22 protein-coding genes are annotated in these 22,425 nt (G+C 61.2%); 13 read left to right on the top strand and 9 right to left on the bottom strand.

Going from position 1 to position 22,425, the window contains the following annotated elements:
- Window positions 1–254: 254 nt before the first annotated feature.
- Window positions 255–1,748, bottom strand: coding sequence for a CoA-acylating methylmalonate-semialdehyde dehydrogenase (locus tag AO064_RS01390; RefSeq protein WP_012722054.1), 1,494 nt, complete (start codon window positions 1,746–1,748; stop codon window positions 255–257).
- A gap of 39 nt (window positions 1,749–1,787) precedes the next feature.
- Entirely contained in the window at window positions 1,788–3,137 is a 1,350-nt protein-coding gene (aptA, locus tag AO064_RS01385) for an omega-aminotransferase AptA (RefSeq protein ID WP_012722053.1), read from the bottom strand.
- A 126-nt stretch (window positions 3,138–3,263) separates the two neighbouring features.
- On the opposite strand from aptA, the gene AO064_RS01380 reads away from it, so the two are divergent.
- From AO064_RS01380 to AO064_RS01355, 6 genes are all read left to right on the top strand, one after another.
- Complete coding sequence (locus AO064_RS01380; protein WP_064052188.1) at window positions 3,264–4,184, top strand: LysR family transcriptional regulator; 921 nt, start codon at window positions 3,264–3,266, stop codon at window positions 4,182–4,184.
- Between the two features lie 88 nt (window positions 4,185–4,272).
- Window positions 4,273–5,667: a uracil-xanthine permease family protein gene (locus AO064_RS01375; RefSeq protein ID WP_064052187.1), complete on the top strand. Its 1,395-nt coding sequence runs from the start codon at window positions 4,273–4,275 to the stop codon at window positions 5,665–5,667.
- 87 nt (window positions 5,668–5,754) lie between these two features.
- On the top strand, window positions 5,755–6,414 hold the full coding sequence (locus AO064_RS01370; protein ID WP_012722050.1) for a TetR/AcrR family transcriptional regulator: 660 nt from the start codon (window positions 5,755–5,757) through the stop codon (window positions 6,412–6,414).
- Between the two features lie 12 nt (window positions 6,415–6,426).
- Window positions 6,427–7,008: an IMPACT family protein gene (locus AO064_RS01365; RefSeq protein WP_064052186.1), complete on the top strand. Its 582-nt coding sequence runs from the start codon at window positions 6,427–6,429 to the stop codon at window positions 7,006–7,008.
- 49 nt (window positions 7,009–7,057) lie between these two features.
- Window positions 7,058–7,744, top strand: a complete 687-nt coding sequence (locus AO064_RS01360; protein ID WP_064052185.1) for an SDR family oxidoreductase — start codon at window positions 7,058–7,060, stop codon at window positions 7,742–7,744.
- Between the two features lie 192 nt (window positions 7,745–7,936).
- A complete protein-coding gene (locus AO064_RS01355) occupies window positions 7,937–9,295 on the top strand; it encodes an 8-oxoguanine deaminase (RefSeq protein ID WP_064052184.1) in 1,359 nt (452 codons plus the stop codon).
- A 133-nt stretch (window positions 9,296–9,428) separates the two neighbouring features.
- On the opposite strand, the gene AO064_RS01350 is transcribed toward AO064_RS01355, so the two are convergent.
- Window positions 9,429–10,520, bottom strand: coding sequence for a calcium:cation antiporter (locus AO064_RS01350; RefSeq protein ID WP_012722046.1), 1,092 nt, complete (start codon window positions 10,518–10,520; stop codon window positions 9,429–9,431).
- A gap of 194 nt (window positions 10,521–10,714) precedes the next feature.
- Here AO064_RS01350 and AO064_RS01345 point away from each other — a divergent pair, with 194 nt between their 5' ends.
- Window positions 10,715–11,668 (top strand): adenosine deaminase, encoded by a 954-nt coding sequence (locus AO064_RS01345; protein ID WP_012722045.1) that lies wholly within the window; start codon window positions 10,715–10,717, stop codon window positions 11,666–11,668.
- 102 nt (window positions 11,669–11,770) lie between these two features.
- Here AO064_RS01345 and AO064_RS01340 read toward each other — a convergent pair whose 3' ends face one another.
- Entirely contained in the window at window positions 11,771–12,460 is a 690-nt protein-coding gene (locus tag AO064_RS01340; RefSeq protein ID WP_064052183.1) for an ArsR/SmtB family transcription factor, read from the bottom strand.
- A gap of 136 nt (window positions 12,461–12,596) precedes the next feature.
- On the bottom strand, window positions 12,597–13,523 hold the full coding sequence (locus AO064_RS01335) for a LysR family transcriptional regulator (protein WP_012722043.1): 927 nt from the start codon (window positions 13,521–13,523) through the stop codon (window positions 12,597–12,599).
- Between the two features lie 117 nt (window positions 13,524–13,640).
- On the opposite strand from AO064_RS01335, the gene AO064_RS01330 reads away from it, so the two are divergent.
- The 3 genes from AO064_RS01330 (at window position 13,641) to AO064_RS01320 (ending at window position 15,301) form a co-directional block, all read left to right on the top strand.
- Window positions 13,641–13,934, top strand: a complete 294-nt coding sequence (locus tag AO064_RS01330) for a putative quinol monooxygenase (RefSeq protein ID WP_016977041.1) — start codon at window positions 13,641–13,643, stop codon at window positions 13,932–13,934.
- 24 nt (window positions 13,935–13,958) lie between these two features.
- Window positions 13,959–14,972: a zinc-binding alcohol dehydrogenase family protein gene (locus tag AO064_RS01325; protein WP_064052182.1), complete on the top strand. Its 1,014-nt coding sequence runs from the start codon at window positions 13,959–13,961 to the stop codon at window positions 14,970–14,972.
- A gap of 146 nt (window positions 14,973–15,118) precedes the next feature.
- On the top strand, window positions 15,119–15,301 hold the full coding sequence (locus tag AO064_RS01320) for a hypothetical protein (RefSeq protein WP_064052181.1): 183 nt from the start codon (window positions 15,119–15,121) through the stop codon (window positions 15,299–15,301).
- An 8-nt stretch (window positions 15,302–15,309) separates the two neighbouring features.
- On the opposite strand, the gene AO064_RS01315 is transcribed toward AO064_RS01320, so the two are convergent.
- Both AO064_RS01315 and AO064_RS01310 read right to left on the bottom strand, forming a co-directional pair.
- On the bottom strand, window positions 15,310–16,503 hold the full coding sequence (locus tag AO064_RS01315) for a multidrug effflux MFS transporter (RefSeq protein WP_064052180.1): 1,194 nt from the start codon (window positions 16,501–16,503) through the stop codon (window positions 15,310–15,312).
- Between the two features lie 85 nt (window positions 16,504–16,588).
- On the bottom strand, window positions 16,589–16,786 hold the full coding sequence (locus AO064_RS01310) for a heavy-metal-associated domain-containing protein (protein WP_012722039.1): 198 nt from the start codon (window positions 16,784–16,786) through the stop codon (window positions 16,589–16,591).
- A 147-nt stretch (window positions 16,787–16,933) separates the two neighbouring features.
- On the opposite strand from AO064_RS01310, the gene AO064_RS01305 reads away from it, so the two are divergent.
- From AO064_RS01305 to cueR, 3 genes are all read left to right on the top strand, one after another.
- A complete protein-coding gene (locus AO064_RS01305) occupies window positions 16,934–17,314 on the top strand; it encodes a hypothetical protein (protein WP_064052179.1) in 381 nt (126 codons plus the stop codon).
- A gap of 66 nt (window positions 17,315–17,380) precedes the next feature.
- The gene (locus tag AO064_RS01300; protein WP_064052178.1) at window positions 17,381–19,582 is read left to right on the top strand and encodes a heavy metal translocating P-type ATPase; all 2,202 of its coding nucleotides are present in this window, start codon (window positions 17,381–17,383) and stop codon (window positions 19,580–19,582) included.
- The gene (gene cueR / locus AO064_RS01295) at window positions 19,579–19,980 is read left to right on the top strand and encodes a Cu(I)-responsive transcriptional regulator (RefSeq protein WP_046033989.1); all 402 of its coding nucleotides are present in this window, start codon (window positions 19,579–19,581) and stop codon (window positions 19,978–19,980) included. Before AO064_RS01300 ends, cueR begins: the two co-directional genes overlap by 4 nt.
- A gap of 83 nt (window positions 19,981–20,063) precedes the next feature.
- Here cueR and AO064_RS01290 read toward each other — a convergent pair whose 3' ends face one another.
- Entirely contained in the window at window positions 20,064–20,963 is a 900-nt protein-coding gene (locus AO064_RS01290; RefSeq protein WP_012722035.1) for a PA4780 family RIO1-like protein kinase, read from the bottom strand.
- Between the two features lie 134 nt (window positions 20,964–21,097).
- The gene (locus AO064_RS01285; protein ID WP_064052177.1) at window positions 21,098–22,375 is read right to left on the bottom strand and encodes an acetyl-CoA C-acetyltransferase; all 1,278 of its coding nucleotides are present in this window, start codon (window positions 22,373–22,375) and stop codon (window positions 21,098–21,100) included.
- Between the last annotated feature and the right edge of the window lie 50 nt (window positions 22,376–22,425).

Genomic DNA, 22,425 nt, shown 5'->3' with positions numbered 1-22,425 from the left:
AACGTTAATAGAGCCAAACAACACTGCTCTACCAACTCCTTCTGGGCTTCGATGAACTGAAGCAACTCGCTGTCGAATTCTGCATAACCCTTTGTTTACCAAGGAGTTTTCCGTTTCGACTGCGCCGGAAGTGGGGCGAATTATAGACTTCCAGGATCTGCCGTCAACACCTTTTTTCACATTTCTGTCATATCGGTCAAAAAGCGCTCAAAAACGCAAAAGCCGGCCCCAAGGGGCCGGCTTTCTAGCACACCTTACAGGCTAGGGAAGGCAAACTGCGACGCTTCATGGCTGGCCCGTTGCGGCCAACGCTGGGTAATCGCCTTGCGACGGGTATAGAAACGCACCCCATCCGGCCCATAGGCATGCAGGTCGCCAAACAGCGAACGCTTCCAGCCACCAAAGCTGTGATAGGCCACCGGCACCGGCAGTGGAACGTTAACGCCCACCATGCCCACTTCAATCTCATCGCAGAATAGACGCGCCGCTTCACCGTCACGGGTGAAGATACACGTACCGTTACCGTATTCATGGTCGTTGATCAGTTGCATCGCCGCTTCCAGGCTAGCCACCCGCACCACGCACAGCACCGGCCCAAAGATCTCTTCTTTGTAGATACGCATTTCAGGCGTCACATGATCAAACAGACTGCCCCCCAGGAAGAAGCCCTCTTCATGGCCCGCAACACTCAGCCCACGGCCATCCACCACCAACTTGGCGCCCGAAGAAACACCGTCTTCTATATAGCCACTGACTTTGTCACGCGCCTGACCGGTCACCAGCGGCCCCATATCCAGGCCACAAGAGGTACCCGCACCGATCTTCAACGCCTTGACCTGCGGCACCAGCTTGGCGATTAACGCATCCGCCACCTGGTCACCCACGCACACAGCCACCGAGATCGCCATGCAACGCTCGCCGCAGGAACCGTACGCCGCGCCCATCAAAGCACTGACGGCGTTATCCAGGTCCGCATCCGGCATCAGTACCGCGTGGTTCTTCGCGCCACCCAGTGCCTGTACGCGCTTACCGCGTTTGGTCGCTTCGGAATAGATGTACTCGGCAATCGGCGTCGAGCCCACGAAGCTCAGCGCTTTCACTTCCGGCGCTTCGATCAGCGCATCCACAGCGCCCTTGTCACCGTGCACCACGCTCAGCACGCCTTTAGGCAGACCCGCCTCCTGCAGCAGCTGTGCGATCAAGAGCGTCGAACTCGGATCACGCTCCGAGGGTTTCAGAATGAAACAGTTCCCGCAGACAATCGCCAGCGGGTACATCCACAACGGCACCATCGCCGGGAAGTTGAACGGCGTGATACCAGCCACTACCCCCAGCGGCTGGAAATCCGACCACGCATCAATGTTCGGCCCTACGTTACGGCTGTACTCGCCCTTCAGAATCTCCGGCGCCGAGCACGCGTACTCAACGTTTTCGATCCCACGCTTCAGCTCACCGGCGGCGTCTTCCAGCGTCTTACCATGCTCTTCGCTGATCAACTGCGAGATACGCGCTTCGTTCTGCTCCAGCAATTGCTTGAAACGGAACATCACCTGAGCACGTTTGGCGGGCGGGGTATTACGCCAAGCCGGGAACGCCGCCTTGGCCGAGTCGATCGCCTGTTGAATGGTTTCACGGCTGGCCAACGGCACCTGGTGGATCACCTGCCCGGTGGACGGGTTATACACGTCGGCACTGCGACCGCTGTCGTTGACCAACTCGCCGTTGATCAAATGCTGGATAAGGCTCATGCAGGGCTCCTGAAAAGTTGTTCTATATAGAAGGAGAAATCAGTCGATCTTGTTCAGCACTTCGCCGACCGCATCGAACAGGCGATCCAGGTCCTGCGGCTTGCTGTTGAAGGTTGGCCCGAACTGCAGGGTGTCGCCACCAAAACGCACGTAGAAACCGGCTTTCCACAAGGCCATGCCGGCCTCGAAGGGGCGCACGATCGCATCACCGTCACGCGGGGCAATCTGGATAGCGCCCGCAAGCCCGTAGTTGCGGATGTCGATGACGTTCTTGCTGCCCTTCAGGCCATGCAGCGCATTCTCAAAGTGCGGGGCGACTTCGGCGACGCTCTGCACCAGGTTTTCCTTCTGCAACAGCTCCAATGCCGCCAGGCCGGCGGCGCAGGCTACCGGGTGCGCCGAGTAGGTGTAGCCGTGCGGGAATTCAACTGCGTACTCCGGCGTCGCCTGGTTCATGAACGTCTGATAGATCTCACTGCTGGCAATCACCGCGCCCATCGGGATGGCGCCGTTGGTGACTTGCTTGGCGATGCACATCAGGTCCGGGGTCACGCCGAAGCTGTCGGCACCGAACATCGAGCCGGTACGGCCGAAACCGGTGATCACTTCATCGAACACCAGCAGGATGTTGTGTTGATCGCAGATCTCACGCAGGCGCTTGAGGTAACCCTGAGGCGGCACCAGCACGCCAGCGGAACCCGCCATCGGCTCGACAAACACCGCAGCGATGTTCGAGGCATCGTGCAATTCAATCAGCTTGAGCAGCTCATCGGCCAACGCGATACCGCCCTGCTCCGGCATGCCGCGGGAGAAGGCATTGCTTGCCAGCAACGTGTGCGGCAGATGGTCAACGTCCATCAAGCCCTGGCCAAATAACTTACGGTTACCGTTGACGCCGCCCAGGCTGGTACCGGCGATGTTCACACCGTGATAACCACGGGCGCGGCCGATCATCTTGGTCTTGGTGGCCTGGCCTTTGAGGCGCCAGTACGCACGCACCATTTTCACCGCGGTATCAGCGCACTCGGAGCCGGAATCGGTGAAGAACACATGATTCAGGTTGCCAGGGGTCAGGTCGGTGATCTTTTCCGCCAATTGGAAGGACAACGGATGACCGTACTGGAAGCCCGGCGAGTAGTCCAAAGTCCCCAGTTGCTTGGCGACCGCTTCCTGGATCTCCTTACGCGTGTGCCCGGCGCCGCAGGTCCACAGGCCCGACAACGAGTCATACACCTTGCGCCCCTTGTCATCAATCAACCAACTACCTTCAGCCGCCACGATCAGGCGCGGGTCTCGCTGAAAGTTACGGTTGGCCGTGTACGGCATCCAGTGAGCGTCCAGCTTCAATTGGCTGGCCAGGGACGATGGGGCGTTTTCGGGCATGTTCATCAGCAAAACCTCGCAAGGCAAAAGGCAGCGTCGGGATTGAAAAAGCGTTGTTGCAGCTAAATTGCCACGGCGATAAAGTCGGTGAAATCCAACTCTTCTAACCTTCAGTCAGGCCTTCACTAAACTATGAGCAGCCGTCGACCCGATCCCCTGGCGCAAGTCAGCGACTTTGATATCCGCCTGCTGCGCATCTTTCGCAGCGTGGTGGAGTGCGGGGGCTTTTCGGCGGCGGAAACCGTGCTGGGCATCGGGCGTTCGGCGATCAGCCAACAAATGAGCGATCTTGAGCAACGGCTCGGATTAAGACTGTGCCAACGCGGCCGCGCCGGGTTCTCCCTGACCGAAGAGGGTCGCGAGGTCTACCAATCGGCCCTGCAACTATTAAGTGCCTTGGAAAGCTTTCGCACCGAGGTCAACGGCCTGCACCAGCATCTGCGCGGGGAACTGATCATCGGCCTCACCGACAACCTCGTCACTCTGCCCCATATGCGCATCACCCACGCGCTCGCGCAATTGAAGGAGCGCGGCCCGGACGTGCAGATCCAGATCCGTATGATCGCCCCCAACGAAGTTGAACAAGGCGTACTCGACGGCCGCCTGCATGTCGGCGTGGTGCCCCAGGCCAGCGCCCTGTCGGGGTTGGAATACCAGCCGCTGTACAGCGAGCGTTCACTGCTCTACTGCGCGGTGGGCCATCCGTTGTTCTATGCCGACGACAGGCAGCTGGACGATGCACGCGTCGATGCCCAGGACGCCATCGCCCCGACCTTCCGCCTGCCCGCCGAGATCCAGGCCCATTACCAAGTCCTCAACTGCACCGCCAGCGCCTCAGACCGCGAAGGCATGGCCTTCCTGATCCTCACCGGTCGCTACATCGGCTACTTGCCCGATCACTACGCCAGCCTGTGGGTACAACAAGGCCGACTGCGTGCGCTGAAACCGGCTACACGTTTTTACGATTTGAGCCTCGCATCGGTCACGCGCAAGGGCCGTCGCCCCCATTTGGTGCTGGAAAGCTTCCTCGAAAGCCTGGCCGCAACGCGCTAACCCAGGTCTTTTGTGAAAAGCTGAGCAACTGGACAGCTTTTTGCAAGCGCACAAGGACCTAGAACCGTCCGACTCGAGTTTGCCCCCCATGCCACCAGAAACCTCCAGCCCCAGCGACCTTATCTACGGTCTCAACGACCGGCCGAAACCTGCCCCGGCCTTCCTCGCTGCACTGCAACACGTGCTGGCCGCCTTTGTTGGCATCATCACCCCGCCGCTGATCATCGGTTCTACCTTGGGACTCACCGCGCATTTACCGTACCTGATCAGCATGGCGTTGATGGTTTCCGGTGTGGGCACCTTCATCCAGGCGCGTAGGCCATTTGGTATCGGCGCCGGGATGATCTGCCTGCAAGGCACCAGCTTCGCGTTCCTCGGCGCGGTGCTGTCGGCGGGCTTCCTGGTGAAGCAACGCGGCGGCAGTCCGGAAGACATCATGGCAATGATCTTTGGCGTGTGCTTTTTCGGCGCCGCGGTGCAGATCGTGCTGAGCCGATTCATCGGTCAACTGCGTCGGGTCATCACGCCGCTGGTGACCGGGATTGTCATCACCCTGATCGGCATCAGCTTGATCAAGGTCGGCATCACTGATCTTGGCGGCGGTTTCAACGCCCCCGACTTCGGCGCACCCACCAACCTGGCGCTGGGTCTGTTCGTGGTGTTGACGATCATCCTGCTCAACCGCTCCAACACGCCGTGGGTACGCCTCTCGGCCATCATCATCGGCCTGGCCCTTGGCAGCCTGGCCGCCTGGTTCAGCGGCAAACTCGTGCCCCAAGCCCTGCCCGACCTGCCGCTGGTGAGCCTGCCGATTCCGTTTCGCTTCGGTTTCAACTTCGACTGGAGCGCTTTCCTGCCGATCGCGCTGATTTATCTGATCAGCAGCATCGAAACCGTCGGCGACCTCACCGCCAACTGCATGATCGCCCGCCAGCCCATCAGCGGCCCTTCCTATATAAGCCGGCTCAAGGGCGGCGTACTCGGCGATGGCGTGAGCTGCATGATCGCCGCCACCTTCAGCGCCTTCCCCAACACCACCTTCGCGCAAAACAACGGCGTGATCCAACTCACCGGCGTGGCCAGCCGTTACGTCGGCTTATATATCGGCGTGGTGTTGTTTGGCCTGGGCCTGTTTCCGTTGATCGGCGCAGTGCTGCAGCAAATCCCCAAACCGGTACTGGGCGGCGCAACCTTGGTGATGTTCGGCAGTGTGGCCGCCGCCGGCGTGCGCATCCTCGCCCAGGCACCGCTGGACCGGCGCAGCATGCTGATCATCGCCACGTCGTTTGGTGTCGGCCTGGGCATCGCCGCCCAACCGAACCTGCTGCACTTGATGCCTATGCTGGTGCAGAACCTGTTCGATTCGGCCATCACCAGCGGCGGGCTGACGGCCATCGTGTTGTGCCTGTTATTGCCGGAAGCCAAAGCCTCCCGTGCTGACGCAAACCACACAACGGAAAGCGACACACTGGAACCGCTTTGACGGTTTTATTGCATCAGGACTTGTCTGAGGCTTGAGGGTGGGTTATCTGTGCACACGTCGTCTCTATCGATCAGCACGGAAACCTCCATGAGCCTCGAAGTTCCTGCCCACAGCAACCAAGCCGGTAAACCCGCCAGCCGCATTCGGCAAAAGAACGAACAAGCGATTCTCCAGGCTGCTGAAGACGAGTTCGCGCGCCATGGCTACAAAGGCACCAGCATGAACACCATCGCGGCCAGTGCCGGGCTGCCGAAGGCCAATCTGCACTACTACTTCACCAACAAGCTGGGCCTGTATATCGCTGTGCTCAGCAATATCCTCGAACTGTGGGACAGCACCTTCAACGCGCTGACCGCCGAGGATGATCCGGCCGTGGCCCTCACCCGCTACATCCGCACCAAGATGGAATTCTCACGGCGCCAACCCCAGGCTTCACGGATCTTCGCCATGGAGATCATCAGCGGCGGTGAATGCCTCACCGAATATTTCAGCCAGGATTACCGCGCCTGGTTCAGCGGCCGCGCGGCCGTGTTCCAAGCCTGGATCGACGCCGGCAAGATGGACCCGATAGACCCCGTGCACCTGATCTTCCTGCTGTGGGGCAGCACCCAGCACTACGCCGACTTCGCCACCCAGATCTGCCGCGTCACCGGTCGCACCAAGCTGACCAAGCAGGACATGGAAGACGCCGGCACCAACCTGATCCACATCATTCTCAAGGGCTGTGGCATCAAGCCCGCCTATTAAACGAAGCGACTTATGCCTTTCACGCTCACCGGCCTTTGCGAGTTTCGCGAAGAAATACGCAAAAGCCGCTTTATCACCCTCGCCGCCCCGATCACCAGCCCGCAAGACGCCCAGGCGTTTTTCGAGCAGTACAGCGACTTGAACGCCACGCACAATTGCTGGGCCTGGAAACTTGCCGACCAATACCGCAGCAATGACGACGGCGAACCCGGCGGCACCGCCGGACGGCCGATCCTGGCGGCCATCGAGGCACAGGGTTTTGATCAGGTCGCGGTGCTGGTGATTCGCTGGTACGGCGGCATCCAGCTGGGAACCGGCGGTCTCGCCCGTGCGTACGGCGGCGGCGCGAATAAATGCCTGCAAAATGCCGAACGCATCGAACTGATCAGCCGCGTCCCGCTGAGTTGCGCCTGTGGGTTCGCCGAGCTGAACCTGGTGAAATTGCGCGTCGCTGAACTGGGCGGGCTGGTGATTGAAGAAACCTTCACCGCCAACGGCGTCGAGTTGCAGCTCGCCTTGGGCGAAGCCCATATCGACACCCTGCAAACTCAACTCGCCGACCTCAGTCGTGGGCGTATCCTGCTACAACGCTGAAACTGCTAACGTTGCACTCCCTGAACCGCGACTCCAAAGGAAGCTTTTCATGTCTACGCCAAAAACCGCATTGATCATCGGCGCCTCGCGCGGGCTGGGCCTTGGCCTGGTCAAGCAACTGCTTCAGGACGGTTGGGACGTGACCGCCACCGTGCGTGATCCGAGCAAGGCCGATGCCCTGAAAGCCGTTGGCCCGGTCCAGATCGAAAAACTCGACATGGACGATCAACAAGCCGTGATCGCCCTGGCCCAACGCCTCAAGGAACGCACCTTCGACCTGCTGTTCGTCAACGCCGGCGTCAAAGGCCCTGCCAATCAGGAGCCGGGGCACGCCACCCTGGCCGAAGTCGGCCAATTGTTTTTTACCAACGCCGTGGCGCCGATCAACCTGGCCCAGCGCTTTGTCGGGCAGATCCGCAAGGACAGCGGCGTACTGGCTTTCATGAGTTCGGTATTGGGCAGCGTGACCATCCCCGACGGCTCAGACCTGGCGCTGTACAAAGCCAGCAAGGCCGCGCTCAACTCCATGACCAACAGCTTTATCACCCAGCTGGGTGATCACAAGCCGACCGTACTGTCGTTGCACCCGGGCTGGGTGAAGACCGATATGGGCGGCGAAAACGCGCACATCGACGTCGACACCAGCGTGCGTGGCCTGGTTGACCAAGTGAACGCCTACACTGGCAAAGGCGGTCATCACTTCATCGATTACAAAGGCGACACCATCGCCTGGTAACCCCCGAGGATGAACAGATGGAAGGGAGGGGGCTTGCTCCCTCCCACACTGAACGCGCTCTATTCCTACAGGTAGACCAGATCTCGAACTACACGTAATCTACCCACCTCGCCCTCCCCGGCGACCCTGGATCAGCAGACAGGGCAACACTGAGCTGGCAAACCTGAACCCATCATTCAGAGGAGCCGGCCAATGCCTGCGACCCGTATCTGGTTAAAAAACCCCCTCGCCATTTTCACTGCCAACGGCCTCGACGCCCGTGGCGGCCTGGTGCTGCAAGACGGTGTGATCAGCGAAGTGCTGGCCCAAGGCCAAGCACCCGCACAACCCTGCACCCAAGTGTTCGATGCGCGTGAGCATGTGGTCCTGCCAGGGCTGATCAACACCCACCATCACTTCTATCAAACCCTGACCCGCGCCTGGGCGCCGGTGGTCAATCAACCCTTGTTTCCCTGGTTGAAAACCCTGTACCCGGTATGGGCACGGCTGACCCCGGAAAAACTTGCCCTGGCGTCCAAGGTGGCACTCGCAGAATTGCTGCTCTCGGGCTGCACCACGGCGGCAGACCACCACTACCTGTTCCCCGACGGCCTGGAAAACGCCATCGACGTGCAAGTCGACAGCGTGCGCGAATTGGGCATGCGCGCCATGCTCACCCGCGGTTCCATGAGCCTGGGCGAAGCCGACGGCGGCCTACCGCCGCAACAGACCGTACAACAAGGCCAAGTCATCCTCGAAGACAGCCAGCGCCTGATCCGCGAATACCACCAACGCGGCGATGGCGCGCACATCCAGATTGCCCTGGCACCCTGCTCACCGTTTTCCGTCACCCCGGAAATCATGCAAGCCAGCGCCGAACTGGCAAACACCCTGGATGTGCGCCTGCACACTCACCTGGCGGAAACCCTCGACGAGGAAGACTTCTGCCTCCAACGTTTCGGGCTGCGCACCGTGGACTACCTCGACAGCGTCGGCTGGCTCGGCCCGCGGACCTGGCTGGCCCATGGCATTCACTTCAACCCGGATGAAATTGCGCGCCTGGGCGCCGCCGGCACCGGTATCTGCCACTGCCCAAGCTCGAACATGCGTCTGGCGTCCGGCATCTGCCCGACCCTGGACCTGCTCGCTGCGGGCGCGCCCATCGGCCTGGGCGTGGACGGTTCCGCCTCCAACGACGCGTCGAACATGATCCTCGAAACCCGCCAGGCCTTGTATATCCAGCGTCTACGTTATGGCGCAGAAAAAATCACCCCGGAAGCTGTACTTGGCTGGGCGACCAAAGGCTCGGCGCAGTTACTCGGGCGTACGGATATCGGTGAATTGGCTGTCGGCAAACAGGCCGACCTGGCGCTGTTCAAGCTCGATGAGCTGCGCTTCTCCGGCAGCCACGATCCGATCTCGGCGCTGCTGTTGTGCGGCGCGGATCGGGCGGATCGGGTAATGATCGGCGGCACGTGGCGCGTAATCGATGGCCAAGTCGAAGGACTGGATCTGAAAGGCCTGATCGCCGATCACAGCCAGGCAGCGAAACAACTGATCGCCGGAACCTAAGCCAAACACAGGTCAAAATGTGGGAGGGGGCTTGCCCCCGATAGCGGTGGTTCAGCCGATACATGTACTGGCTGACACTCCGCCATCGGGAGCAAGCCCCCACCTTCGTTTTTGTGGTGGTTTGAAGAACCGGTTACAACCCCAGCAGCGACAACATGATAAAGGTCGCAAACAACACAAAATGCGTCATACCCTCAATGGCATTGGTTTCGCCATCGTTGAGGTTGATCGCGCTGACAATCAGCGTGATAAACACCATCACCGTTTGTACCGGCGTCATCGCCATCTGGAACGGCTGGCCAGTGTAGAGCGCCATGGCCTCCATCACCGGCACCGTCAAGATCACCGTCGACAACGATGCACCCAACGCGATATTCACCACCGACTGCATGCGGTTCGCCAACGCAGCGCGCAACGCGGTCAAAATCTCCGGCGCCGCCGAAATAGCCGCGACCACGATCGCCGTGATAACCGGCGGCGCCCCCGTACCTTCCAGGCCCAGGTCGAGCGTCTTGGACATCACCTCGGCCAGCGCGCCAATCACGATCACCCCGAACACCAGGGTGCCTATGGAGAACGCCAGGTTGACCGACGGTGCGTCCTGCTCTTGCGGCTGCTTCTTACGGCGTTTTTCCGGATAGCTGTAGCTGAAAAAATAACTGTGCGGCCCCACCTGCATGCGCAGGAACAGGGTGTAAAGCACCACCATCGCGCCAATGGTGAAGGCCGAGTAAATTTTCCAGTCGGCTTCGGGGATAAATTCCGGCACCACCATCGACACGCCCATGGCGGTGAGGATCATCACGCTGTAGGTGCGCGCCGAATCGTCATTGTAGGATTGTTCACCATGCTTGATGCCGCCCATCAGCGCGGCCAGGCCGAGAATCCCGTTGATGTCGAGCATCACCGCCGAGTAGATGGTGTCGCGCACCAGGGTGGGCGACGGTTCATTACTCATCATGATCGCCAGGATCACCACTTCCACCAGCACCGCAGCGAGCGTGAGGATCATGGTGCCGTAAGGGTCGCCGACCTTTTCCGCCAGTTGCTCGGCGTGATGAGCCACGCGCATCGATGCCACGACGATAAAGCCGATCAGCGCCACGCCGGCCAGCAGCGCCACCATTTGCCCGCTATGGAGCATCCAGTGCTCCAACGGGTAGGCGGCGATGGCGGCAATCAGCGCCAGCAGCATGAATTTTTCTTGCTTGAGGGATGTGAGCATTACGGGCCTTTTAGTACGGCAAATCAGTCATTGATGGGGTACAGACTGCGCCAAGCCGCTAACGTTTCGTTACACCTTAGTTCACACGGCCCTTGCGTAAATAAAAGCAAAACTCTCCTGCTGGTCAGGTTTTGCCGATTATTTCGGCCATGGCCTGTAGAATGCCGCCATTGCACCTGATGAGAATTTAGAAAATGTACGATTGGCTCAATGCCCTGCCCAAGGCTGAACTGCACCTGCACCTGGAAGGCTCGCTGGAGCCGGAGCTGCTGTTCGCCCTGGCCGAGCGCAACAAGATCGCGCTGCCGTGGAACGACGTCGAAACCCTGCGCAAGGCCTATGCCTTCAACAACCTGCAAGAGTTTCTCGACCTGTACTACAAGGGCGCCGATGTGCTGCGCACCTCCCAGGACTTCTACGACCTCACCTGGGCCTACCTGCTGCGTTGCAAAGAGCAGAACGTGATCCACACCGAACCCTTCTTCGACCCGCAAACCCACACCGACCGTGGCATTCCGTTCGAAGTGGTGCTGAACGGCATCGCCGCTGCGCTGAAAGATGGCGAGCAGCAGTTGGGTATCACCAGTGGTTTGATCCTCAGCTTCCTGCGCCACCTGAGCGAAGCCGAAGCCGAGAAAACCCTCGACCAGGCCTTGCCGTTCCGTGATGCGTTCGTGGCCGTGGGCCTGGACAGTTCGGAAATGGGTCACCCGCCGAGCAAGTTCCAGCGTGTGTTCGACCGTGCCCGCCACGAAGGCTTCCTCACCGTGGCCCACGCCGGCGAAGAGGGCCCGCCCGAATACATCTGGGAAGCCATCGACCTGCTGAAAATCCAGCGCATCGACCATGGCGTACGCGCCATCGAAGACGAGCGCCTGATGCAGCGCATCATCGACGAACAGATTCCGCTGACCGTGTGCCCACTGTCCAATACCAAACTGTGCGTGTTCGACGACATGGCCCAACACAACATCCTCGACATGCTCGAGCGCGGCGTGAAGGTCACGGTGAACTCGGATGATCCGGCCTACTTCGGCGGTTATGTCACCGAGAACTTCCACGCGTTGTATACCTCGCTGGGCATGACCCAGGACCAAGCCAAACGCCTGGCGCAGAACAGCCTGGATGCGCGTCTGGTCAAGCCATAAACCTCATTCACTGAGTGAATGCAGGCTAACTGTGGGAGCGAGCACGTCACACCGCCGCTCCCACAACGGCTAAGCCTTGCCCTCTGCCGCCACCGCGCAGGATCACGCAGGCAGGGTCAATCGGGTGATTTCCAACTGCTCGAGATCATTGACCTGCAAGGCTTGTGACTCGTTGATCACGCTGATCCAATTCGACTGTAAAAACAGTTGCAACAACCCCGCCCCCAACGCACCGCCCAAGTGCGGCTGCTGCTGGCTCCAGTCGAAACAGTTACACACCAGCGGCGACGCCAGCGCCTGGGTGAAAATACCCAGGCCCGCCAAATGCTGCGCGCCTTTTACCGTGACATCGGTACGTTGCTCGTAGCGCTCGATCCACCCCGCCTCCAGCATATGTTGATACAGCTGCGCTCCCAGCTCGCCGCCTAGGTGCCCATGGCACAGCCGGGCATGGCGCAACGACGGCGGGGCCGCCAGCGGTTGCGGTAACGTGTCCGGCGCATTGCGTACGGCGCAGGCCATGGTGGTCCTGGCCATGGCATTGATGGCGGCGCTGACATCAGGCGCGGCCACGCGAAACAAGCGCTTGCCACGCCGGGCCTCCACCCGCAACAAACCACCCGCGGTCAGTCGCGCCAGATGCGCATTGGCGGAGGTCGCCGACAACCCGGTGAGCGTCGCCAACTCTACCGGTGACTTGGCCGAGCCATCCATCAAGGCCCACAGCATGGCGGTGCGTTTGGGCTCGGCGAGCAAGCTGGCGATCTGACTGATACAAGGCGCTGCTTCCATCTTTCACTCCCTGTCGATTTATTGTTCTGATGAGGTTGGCGCCAAAGTATAGGGGCTCCCACCCGCAGTTCCACCGCGTCTGACAGCGTGGATAGGGACGGGATCTGAGTGAAATTTCCTACTGTGATGGAAGCCGTTACCTCGCGTGCCATCGCTCCGACAACTGGGCGGTCAACGTCGCACAACGGGACACGAGCATTTCCCGCAACAGGTTGATGGGCTTGCTCAGTTGCGCACGGTGGGCGCACAGCAGGTTGAGCGGCGTGCGCTCGCCACGCAGTTCAGGCAGGATCACGCGCAATCGCCCAGCCAGCACGTCGGTGCTGACATCGAGCCAGGACTTGTAGGCAATGCCCACACCCGCCACCGCCCAACGGCGGACGACGTCGGCATCGTCACTGAAACGGTCTCCGCTGACCGTCAGGCTGACTTCACGTTTGCCATCGTGAAAGCTCCAGTGATCGTGGACCCGGCTGCCGAGCATATACAGCAGGCAATTGTGTTGGGCCAATTGCTCCAGATGCCGAGGTTCACCCTGCCGAGCGAGGTAACTGGGGGAGGCACACAGCACGCGAACGTTATTCGGTGCGACAGGCAGCGCGACAAGGCTGGAATCCTCGGGCTCACCGTAACGCAGGGCGATATCCACCGGTTGACGGAACAGATCGGCAATACGATCGCCCAACAGCAGGCGCACGGTGAGCTGCGGGTACTCACGCTGGAACTCGTCCAGCCACGGCAGCAGTTGGTTACGCCCGAAATCCGAAGGGGCCGAGAGTTGCAGCACCCCGCTGACATGGTCCTGGCCGCTGGCCAACAAGCGTCGTCCTTCATCCAGCGAGCTCAACGCCGCGCGGGCGTATTCCAGGAAACCCTCGCCTTCGGCGGTCAGGCGCAGGCTGCGCGTGGAGCGTGCCAGCAAGCGCGCGCCCAGTTGCTGCTCGATACGCTTGAGCGCCGCACTGGCCACCGCAGGCGACAGGTCCATCACCCGTGCCGCAGCGGACAGGCTGCCCAAGTCCGCCGCCCGCACGAACAACTGCAAATCATCAAAACGCAGCATGCATCCCGCCCATTATCAAAATTTTATTGAAACAGAGTGCTGTTTTAGCCGCTTTTATCGCGGCGGGAAATAGCCAATCATCTGTGCATCCCGCTTATCACGTGTCTGGAGTTGAATATGTCCACAGCCTTTAACGTCATCGCCACGCTGATCGCCAAGCCCGGCCAACAGGCCACCTTGGAAACCTTGCTGCGTGGCCTGCTGGAACCCACGCGCCTGGAAGCCGGTTGCGAGCAGTACGACCTGCACCAAGACCTGCAACACCCCGAAACCTTCTACATGCTCGAACGCTGGAGCGATGACGCCGCGCTGGCCGACCATGACCAGAGCGCACACATCCAGAGCTTTCGCGCCAAGGCGGCTGATGTGCTCGAACACTTCGAACTCAAGCGCCTGAAATTCCTCGCCTGATCACCGCCCTTCTCCGGAGCCATCATGAAAGCTATTGCCTACTACGCCTCACTGCCGATCAACGATCCAAACGCCCTGCAAGACATCGAGTTGCCGGCACCCGTCGCCGGCCCGCGCGACCTGCTGGTGGAAGTCAAAGCCATCTCGGTCAACCCGGTGGACACCAAGGTGCGCCAGAACGTCGCCCCGGAAAACGGCGCCGCCAAAGTGCTGGGCTGGGACGTGGCCGGCGTGGTCAAGGCCGTCGGCAGCGAAGTGACGTTGTTCAAGGCCGGTGACAAGGTGTTCTACGCCGGTTCCCTGGTGCGCCCGGGCGGCAACAGCGAACTGCACGCCGTGGATGAGCGCATCGTCGGCCACATGCCGAAAAGCCTTGGTTTCAGCGACGCCGCTGCGCTGCCGCTGACCGCCATTACCGCCTGGGAATTGTTGTTCGAACGCCTGCAAGTGCGTGAAGGCAAAAAGGATGAAGGCCAGAGCCTGCTGATCGTCGGCGCTGCCGGTGGCGTGGGGTCGATCCTGACGCAATTGGCCAGCCAGCTCACCGCCTTGACCGTGATCGGCACGGCGTCGCGCCCGGAAACCCAGGAATGGGCCAAGTCACTCGGTGCGGACCTGGTGATCGACCACAGCCAACCGCTGAGCGAAGCGCTGAAAACCGCCGGACACCCGCAAGTGACCCACGTCGCCAGCCTCACCCAGACGGATCATCACCTGGACCAACTGGTGGAAGCCCTGCAACCCCAGGGCAAGCTGGCACTGATCGACGATCCCAAGGCACTGGACGTCAGCAAGCTCAAGCGCAAGAGCCTGTCGCTGCACTGGGAGTTCATGTACACGCGTTCGATGTTCGAGACGCCGGACATGATCGAACAGCACAACCTGCTCAATCGCGTGGCCGACCTGATCGACGCCGGCACCCTGAAAACCACGGTGGGCGAGCACTTCGGTGTGATCAATGCAGAGAATCTGCGGCGCGCCCATGCACTGCTGGAAAGCGGCAAGGCCAAAGGCAAGATCGTGCTGGAAGGGTTCTGAAAAAACGGCTGTCAGGGTCGTCCATTATTCATGTGAGTAATGGACGACACCACTAGTCCGAGAGTTGATCTTTGTCATATTTGTGAGCGTATTCGGGTTTATATTGGCCGCCTTTGCCACGATTCTTTTACGTGAGGAAGTCAGCAATGAAGATCCTGATAAAAGCGTTAGCAAAATCCGCAGGCAATAAATGGCAGGTCCGTCTCGACCAGGACGCGTTCACCTTCCGCACCGAGGCCGAGGCGCGTGCCTTTGCCGACACCCTGCAAACCCGTATCCAGGCGCCCCACCGTTTTCCAAACAGCCAGCAACGCTCCGCCGCTGGCTGAACCACTGTTCAGACCTGCGCCTGCAAGGCCCGTTTGCGTTGCAGGCGCTGGGTCGACATCGCAATCGTCACGGCCAATACCCCGCACAAACTGATGACCATCGCCATCGGCATCGCCGTGCCGTCGTGCAACACGCCCACCAACGACGCAGCCCCCGCCGCCACGCCAAACTGGATGCAGCCGAGCAACGCCGAAGCGCTACCAGCCCGCGCACCCTGCCCGCTCATGGCACACGCCGAGGTATTGGGCAAAATGCAGCCGAGGCTGGCGATACAGATAAACAACGGCACCAGCAATGGCCACAGCGCATCGGTGCGCAAGGCCGCGATGCCGAGCAACGTCAACGCCGCCAGCAGGTACACCCATACCGTGCGCGACAGCAAAAAAGCCGGGCCGCGCTTGGCCAGCAGCCGCGCGTTGACCTGCGCCACCAATATGAAGCCCGCCGCGTTGGAACCAAACAGCCAGCCGTAGTACTCGGCGGGTACGCCGTACAGCTTGATAAACACGAACGGTGAACCGGCGATGTAGGCAAACATCCCGGCAATCGAAATACCACCGGTCAAGGCATAGCCGAGGTAAACCCGATCGGACAACAGCGCCCCATAGCGTCGCAGCGACCCGGACAGCGGCTGACGCGGCTGGTGGGCGGGAAAGGTTTCCGGCAAACCGACCGCCACGGCGATGGCCGCCATCACGCTGAATAGGGACAACGCCAGGAAAATCGACTGCCAGCCCCACACACCGACCATCAGCCCACCCGCCAACGGCGCGAGAATCGGCGCCAGGCCCGTCACCAGCATCAACTGTGAATAAACCTTGGCCGAGCCCACGGCATCACATTTATCGCTGACCACCGCACGGGAAATCACCATGCCCGCGCAGCCCCCCAGGGCCTGCACAAAACGTGCTGCGATCAGCCACTCCAGCGAAGGTGCAAAGGCGCACGCAAAGGACGCCAAGGTAAACAAGGTGACCCCACTGAGCAGCGGGCCGCGTCGACCAAAGCGGTCCGCCAGCGGGCCATAGATCAATTGGCCGATGGCCAGGCCAGCGAAATACACCGCCAGGGTCAGCTGGATGTGTTTTTCATCGGTCGCGAAGGCCGTGGCCATGGCCGGGAAGCCCGGCAGGTAAAAATCGATCGCCAGCGGCGCGAAGGCGCTCAAGGCCCCCAGAATCAGGATTATGCGAAGGTTCATCGGGCACCCAAGTGAGACGGCAGCCCGATAGTCTAGCCGCGCTTGGGTGCATTGAACACGATAGCTCGCTAACTATTTGTTCGCATCAGGCCAGCTTGGCGCTGTAACCCTCTTCGGTGATCGCCGCGATCACTTGCTCGGCAGACAAGCGGCTGTCGACGCCCACTTCCTTTGCCGCCAGGTCGACCTTCACACTGGCCGCCGGGTCCTGGCTCTGCACCGCCTGGGTCACCGCACGAACGCAATGGCCGCAGGTCATTCCTTCAACGCTGAATACTTGCATGACATGACTCCTTTGATGGGGTTGAACCCAGTCTCGACCTTGCCACGATGGTAAGGTCAAGTTCCTCGAATAGCTGCCGGGCTGGTATTCGGCGGCATCGTCGGCCAAGCTTCACCCATCTTTGATTCACACCACGGAGCATTCGCCATGCGCTGGTCGTTTTTTGCCCTTCTCGGCCTGATGAGCCTGTCCGCCGCTGCGCCCCAAGCCATCGCCGCAGAAGACTATGCGGTGCTGATCATTTCCCGGGAACGCCTGGAAGTGCCGACCAACTGCGAAATCGGTCTGTACCTGAATGACCAACTGGCAGGCCGGCTGTTCCAGGAACAGGCCACGTCGTTCAACCTGCCGGCGGGCAACCTATCCTTGCGCCTGAAACTGCTGCCGGGCCAAACCCCAGGCTGCCTGCCGGGACTGCTGGCACCGCCCGCGCAGAACATCACACTCAAGGCCGGTGACGTGCGCAAATTGCGCATCGCCCAGGGCCCGGACGGCATGTATCTCAAACCCGCCGCACTGGAATACTAAAGGCACTTGACCTTCCCCACAGGTCAAGGTTGATCCTACGGGCAACGTCTTCTGGAGGACTGCCCCATGAATGGATCCACCACCTTTGACCTGCCCATCAGCGGCATGACCTGCGCCAGCTGTGCCGGCCGGGTCGAACGCGCGCTGGGCAAGGTGCCGGGGGTGCAAAGCGTCAGCGTCAACCTGGCCAATGAGCGCGCCCACGTTGAAGTGCTGGGCCAGATGGACCCCGGCGTGCTCATCGCCGCTGTCGACAAGGCCGGCTACACCGCCAGCCTGCCCCAAAGCGAATCGACCACCGACGCCAACCAAGCCCAGCGCCTGCACCACGAGCGCTGGGCGCTGCTGCTGGCGATCCTGCTGGCATTGCCGTTGGTGCTGCCGATGCTGGTCGAGCCCTTAGGCCTGCACTGGATGCTGCCCGCCTGGGCACAATTCGCCCTGGCCACACCGGTGCAATTCATCTTCGGCGCGCGCTTCTATATCGCCGCCTGGAAAGCCGTGCGTGCCGGTGCCGGCAACATGGACCTGTTGGTGGTCATCGGCACCAGCGCCGGTTATGGCCTCAGTATTTATGAATGGCTCACCGCTCACCCCGGCATGGCGCCGCACCTGTACTTCGAAGCCTCAGCGGTGGTGATCGCCCTGGTGCTGCTGGGCAAATACCTGGAGAGCCGCGCCAAGCGCCAGACCGCGAGCGCCATCCGCGCCTTGGAAGCCCTGCGTCCTGAGCGGGCGATTCGAGTACTCGACGGTCGTGAAGAAGACGTCGCCATCAACGCCCTCAAGCTCAATGATCTGGTACTGGTAAAACCCGGCGAACGCTTCCCGGTGGACGGTGAGGTGGTGGAGGGTCAAAGCCACGCGGACGAAGCCTTGATCAGCGGCGAAAGCCTGCCCGTACCCAAACAACCTGGCGATAACGTCACCGGCGGCGCCATCAACGGCGAAGGCCGCCTGCTGGTACGCACCCTGGCCCTCGGTGCCGAAAGCGTGCTGGCGCGGATCATCCGCCTGGTCGAGGACGCCCAGGCCGCCAAGGCACCGATCCAGAAGCTGGTGGATAAAGTCAGCCAGGTCTTCGTCCCGACCGTGCTGGTGCTGGCGTTGGTCACGCTGGTGGGCTGGTGGCTGTATGGCGCACCCCTGGAAACGGCGATCATCAATGCCGTCGCCGTACTGGTGATCGCCTGCCCCTGCGCCCTGGGCCTGGCCACACCGACCGCGATCATGGCCGGCACCGGCGTTGCCGCGCGCCACGGCATCCTGATCAAGGACGCCGAAGCCCTGGAACGTGCCCATGCAGTGAACGCCGTGGTCTTCGACAAGACCGGCACTCTCACTTCCGGCACGCCCAGGATTGCCCACCTGGCCGCGGTGGATGGCAACGAAGCCTTACTGCTGCAGCAAGCCGGCGCGCTGCAACGCGGCAGCGAACACCCGTTGGCCAAGGCCGTACTGGATGCCTGCAACGAAAAAGGCCTGACCGTGGCCGATGTGACGGGCAGCCAATCCCTGACCGGACGCGGCATCGCCGGCACGCTCGATGGCCGGCCGTTGGCCTTGGGCAATCGTCGCCTGCTGGAAGAAAGCGGCTTGAGCGCAGGCGACCTCGCCGACTCCGCCACGTCCTGGGAAGCCGAGGGCCGCACGTTGTCCTGGCTGATCGAGCAAGGTGCGCAACCACGTGTGCTGGGGCTGTTCGCGTTTGGCGACACACTCAAGCCCGGTGCACTGGAGGCGGTGGAGCAACTCAAGGCCCGGCACATCAGCAGCCATTTGCTCACCGGCGATAATCGCGGCAGCGCCCGTGTGGTCGCCGAGGCGCTGGGCATCGACGATGTGCACGCCGAAGTGCTGCCCGCCGACAAAGCCGCCACCGTCGTCGCGTTGAAAAAAACCGGCGTGGTGGCCATGGTCGGCGACGGCATCAACGACGCCCCGGCCCTGGCCGCCGCCGATATCGGCATCGCCATGGGCGGCGGTACCGACGTGGCCATGCACGCGGCCGGTATCACCCTGATGCGCGGCGACCCGCGCCTGGTGCCTGCTGCGCTGGAGATCAGTCGCAAGACCTACGCCAAAATCCGCCAGAACCTGTTCTGGGCCTTTGTGTATAACCTGATCGGCATTCCCCTGGCGGCGTTCGGCCTGCTCAACCCGGTACTCGCGGGTGCAGCGATGGCCTTGTCCAGCGTCAGCGTGGTGAGCAATGCATTACTGTTGAAGACGTGGAAGCCTAAGAACTTGGAGGATCAACGCCCATGAACATCGGCCAAGCCGCACGCCAGAGCGGGCTCAGCGCCAAGATGATTCGCTACTACGAGTCCATCGGCCTGCTCAAGGCTGCCCACCGCACCGACAGTGGCTATCGCGTGTACGGCAGCGAGGACTTGCACACCCTGGCGTTTATCAAGCGGTCGCGGGATTTGGGGTTTTCATTGGAAGAGGTTGGCAAGCTGCTGACCCTGTGGCAGGACCGGCAACGGGCGAGTGCCGATGTGAAGGCGTTGGCGCGCCAGCATATTGAAGCGCTGAACCAGAAGATCCTGGAACTGGGGCAATTGCGCGATACCTTGCAAGACCTGGTGGAGCACTGTCAGGGCGATGATCGGCCGGATTGTCCGATACTCAAGGAGTTGGCCTCCGGAAGCTGCTGCGCCTGAGCGGATCTAACTGGACACACACAAAACCAAATGTGGGAGGGGGCTTCCCCCTCCCACATTTTTGATCTCCACTTATCTGGACATCACTGCATCCAAGGCGGCGGCGGGGGCTCGTCCGGCACCTTGCTCGGAGGCGCATCATCGGCAGCCCGAATCGCCTGGCGGCGCTCTTCATCCAGCCGCGCCGCTTCGATCTCGCGGATCACACCGCCGACGTCCGCCAACTCTTCCGGCTCGTCGAACTCGCCGGTCAAGACGCTGGCTGGGTGCAGGGTGCCGGCTTCGTACAGGGCCCACATTTCCTTGGCGTACTTGGTCGCCTTCAACTCCGGGGCAAAACGCCCGAAGTAGGAAGCCATGTTGCCCACGTCCCGCTCCAGCATGTTGAACGCGTGGTTATTGCCCGCCGCATCCACCGCCTGGGGCAGGTCGATGATCACCGGGCCCGTTGGCGTAAGCAGCACGTTGAACTCGGACAAGTCACCGTGCACCAGGCCGGTACACAGCATCAGCACGATCTGGGAAATCAGGAAGGCGTGGTATTCACGCGCCTGGTCCGGTTCCAGTGTCACGTCATTCAGACGCGGCGCCGCGTCACCGTACTCGTCGGCCACCAGTTCCATCAGCAGCACGCCTTCAAGGAAGTCGTACGGCTTGGGCACGCGAACGCCCGCACCGGCCAGGCGGAACAACGCCGCCACCTCAGCGTTCTGCCAGGCATCTTCGGTTTCTTTCTTACCGAATTTTGAGCCCTTGGCCATGGCCCGGGCCTGCCGGCTGTTACGGACCTTACGGCCTTCCTGGTATTCGGACGCTTGACGAAAACTTCGTTTGTTCGCCTCCTTGTAAACCTTGGCGCAACGCAATTCGTTGCCGCAGCGCACCACATAAACAGCTGCTTCTTTACCACTCATGAGTGGGCGCAGCACTTCGTCGACCAGACCGTCTTCGATCAGGGGTTCAATGCGTTTAGGAGTCTTCATCAGCTTTTATTGTGGGTCCTTTATTACCAAATACGCGTATGGCACTCGTTATACGGCAATCGGCTCGCCGGTGGGAGAGGCTACCGACCTCTGACCGCTCAAGAATGCATCCAATATGCCAATTTTCGCCGCAATCAACGCTCAATGATCGCCGTAACACCCTGGCCACCCGCCGCGCAGATCGAAATCAGGCCACGCCCCTTGCCCGCCGCATCCAGCAACTTGGCCAGGTTGGCGACGATACGCCCACCCGTTGCGGCAAACGGGTGCCCGGCGGCCAGGGAGCTGCCCTTCACATTCAGTCGGCTGCGGTCGATGGACCCCAAGGGTGCGTCCAGCCCGAGGCGCGTCTTGCAGTAGTCCGCATCTTCCCAGGCTTTGAGCGTGCACAAAACTTGGGCAGCGAACGCTTCGTGGATCTCGTAGTAATCGAAGTCCTGCAGCGTCAGGCCATTTCTCGCCAGCAGTCGCGGCACCGCGTACACCGGCGCCATCAGCAGGCCTTCGGCGCCGTTGACGAAGTCCACCGCCGCCGCTTCGCCATCACGCAAATACGCGAGGATCGGTAAACCACGCGCCTGGGCCCAGGCCTCACTGCCCAGCAGCACCAGCGACGCGCCATCGGTGAGCGGCGTGGAATTGCCGGCGGTGAGCGTGCCCTTTTCGCTGCGCTCGAAGGCGGGCTTGAGCGCGGCGAGTTTTTCCAGGGTCAGGTCGGGACGCAAGTTGTTGTCGCGGGTCAGGCCCAGAAACGGTGTGAGCAAATCGTTGTGCCAGCCTTCGGCGTAGGCCGCGGCCATTTTCTTATGGCTTTCGAGGGCCAACTGGTCCTGCTCGGCGCGGGGGATCTGCCAGGTCTGCGCCATCAACTCGCAGTGCTGGCCCATGGACAAACCGGTACGGGGTTCGCCGTTACGCGGCAGTTCCGGCTTGAGGTGATGGGGACGAAGTTGTAACAGCAGTTTTAATTTATCCGCCATGGACTTGCTGCGGTTGGCCTGCAGCAGAAGCTTGCGCAGGCCTTCATTTAGACCGATCGGCGCGTCGGAAGTGGTGTCCACCCCACCGGCAATCCCGCACTCAATCTGCCCCAGGGCGATCTTGTTGGCCACCAGCAACGCGGCTTCCAGGCCGGTGCCACACGCCTGCTGAATGTCATAGGCCGGGGTTTGCGGCGACAGACGCGAGCCCAGCACACATTCACGGGTGAGGTTGAAGTCCCGCGAATGCTTGAGCACCGCACCGGCAGCCACTTCGCCCATGCGCAGGCCGTGCAGGTTGTAGCGCTCGATCAGGCCTTCCAGGGCGGCGGTCAGCATCGCCTGGTTGCTCGCCGTGGCATAGGGGCCATTGGAGCGGGCGAAAGGAATGCGGTTACCGCCAATGATCGCTACACGGCGCAATTGAGTCATGAAAAGCTCCCTGATGGTTGTAGGTGGAATCACCAAGCCTAGCCTAGGCT

This window comes from Pseudomonas marginalis, assembly GCF_001645105.1.
Classification (GTDB): domain Bacteria; phylum Pseudomonadota; class Gammaproteobacteria; order Pseudomonadales; family Pseudomonadaceae; genus Aquipseudomonas; species Aquipseudomonas petroselini.
This window is presented reverse-complemented; position numbering and strand designations above follow the sequence as displayed.

Bases quoted from the DNA above. Each gene is read 5' to 3' on its own strand.
- AO064_RS01325 (WP_064052182.1), top strand. From the start codon at position 13,959: ATGAAAGCTATTGCCTACTACGCCTCACTGCCGATCAACGATCCAAAC.
- AO064_RS01290 (WP_012722035.1), bottom strand. From the start codon at position 20,963: ATGAAGACTCCTAAACGCATTGAACCCCTGATCGAAGACGGTCTGGTC.
- AO064_RS01320 (WP_064052181.1), top strand. From the start codon at position 15,119: ATGAAGATCCTGATAAAAGCGTTAGCAAAATCCGCAGGCAATAAATGG.
- AO064_RS01380 (WP_064052188.1), top strand. From the start codon at position 3,264: ATGAGCAGCCGTCGACCCGATCCCCTGGCGCAAGTCAGCGACTTTGAT.
- AO064_RS01335 (WP_012722043.1), bottom strand. From the start codon at position 13,523: ATGCTGCGTTTTGATGATTTGCAGTTGTTCGTGCGGGCGGCGGACTTG.
- cueR (WP_046033989.1), top strand. From the start codon at position 19,579: ATGAACATCGGCCAAGCCGCACGCCAGAGCGGGCTCAGCGCCAAGATG.
- AO064_RS01305 (WP_064052179.1), top strand. From the start codon at position 16,934: ATGCGCTGGTCGTTTTTTGCCCTTCTCGGCCTGATGAGCCTGTCCGCC.
- AO064_RS01355 (WP_064052184.1), top strand. From the start codon at position 7,937: ATGCCTGCGACCCGTATCTGGTTAAAAAACCCCCTCGCCATTTTCACT.
- AO064_RS01345 (WP_012722045.1), top strand. From the start codon at position 10,715: ATGTACGATTGGCTCAATGCCCTGCCCAAGGCTGAACTGCACCTGCAC.
- AO064_RS01360 (WP_064052185.1), top strand. From the start codon at position 7,058: ATGTCTACGCCAAAAACCGCATTGATCATCGGCGCCTCGCGCGGGCTG.
- AO064_RS01375 (WP_064052187.1), top strand. From the start codon at position 4,273: ATGCCACCAGAAACCTCCAGCCCCAGCGACCTTATCTACGGTCTCAAC.
- aptA (WP_012722053.1), bottom strand. From the start codon at position 3,137: ATGAACATGCCCGAAAACGCCCCATCGTCCCTGGCCAGCCAATTGAAG.
- AO064_RS01330 (WP_016977041.1), top strand. From the start codon at position 13,641: ATGTCCACAGCCTTTAACGTCATCGCCACGCTGATCGCCAAGCCCGGC.
- AO064_RS01365 (WP_064052186.1), top strand. From the start codon at position 6,427: ATGCCTTTCACGCTCACCGGCCTTTGCGAGTTTCGCGAAGAAATACGC.
- AO064_RS01390 (WP_012722054.1), bottom strand. From the start codon at position 1,748: ATGAGCCTTATCCAGCATTTGATCAACGGCGAGTTGGTCAACGACAGC.
- AO064_RS01315 (WP_064052180.1), bottom strand. From the start codon at position 16,503: ATGAACCTTCGCATAATCCTGATTCTGGGGGCCTTGAGCGCCTTCGCG.
- AO064_RS01300 (WP_064052178.1), top strand. From the start codon at position 17,381: ATGAATGGATCCACCACCTTTGACCTGCCCATCAGCGGCATGACCTGC.
- AO064_RS01285 (WP_064052177.1), bottom strand. From the start codon at position 22,375: ATGACTCAATTGCGCCGTGTAGCGATCATTGGCGGTAACCGCATTCCT.
- AO064_RS01310 (WP_012722039.1), bottom strand. From the start codon at position 16,786: ATGCAAGTATTCAGCGTTGAAGGAATGACCTGCGGCCATTGCGTTCGT.
- AO064_RS01370 (WP_012722050.1), top strand. From the start codon at position 5,755: ATGAGCCTCGAAGTTCCTGCCCACAGCAACCAAGCCGGTAAACCCGCC.
- AO064_RS01350 (WP_012722046.1), bottom strand. From the start codon at position 10,520: ATGCTCACATCCCTCAAGCAAGAAAAATTCATGCTGCTGGCGCTGATT.
- AO064_RS01340 (WP_064052183.1), bottom strand. From the start codon at position 12,460: ATGGAAGCAGCGCCTTGTATCAGTCAGATCGCCAGCTTGCTCGCCGAG.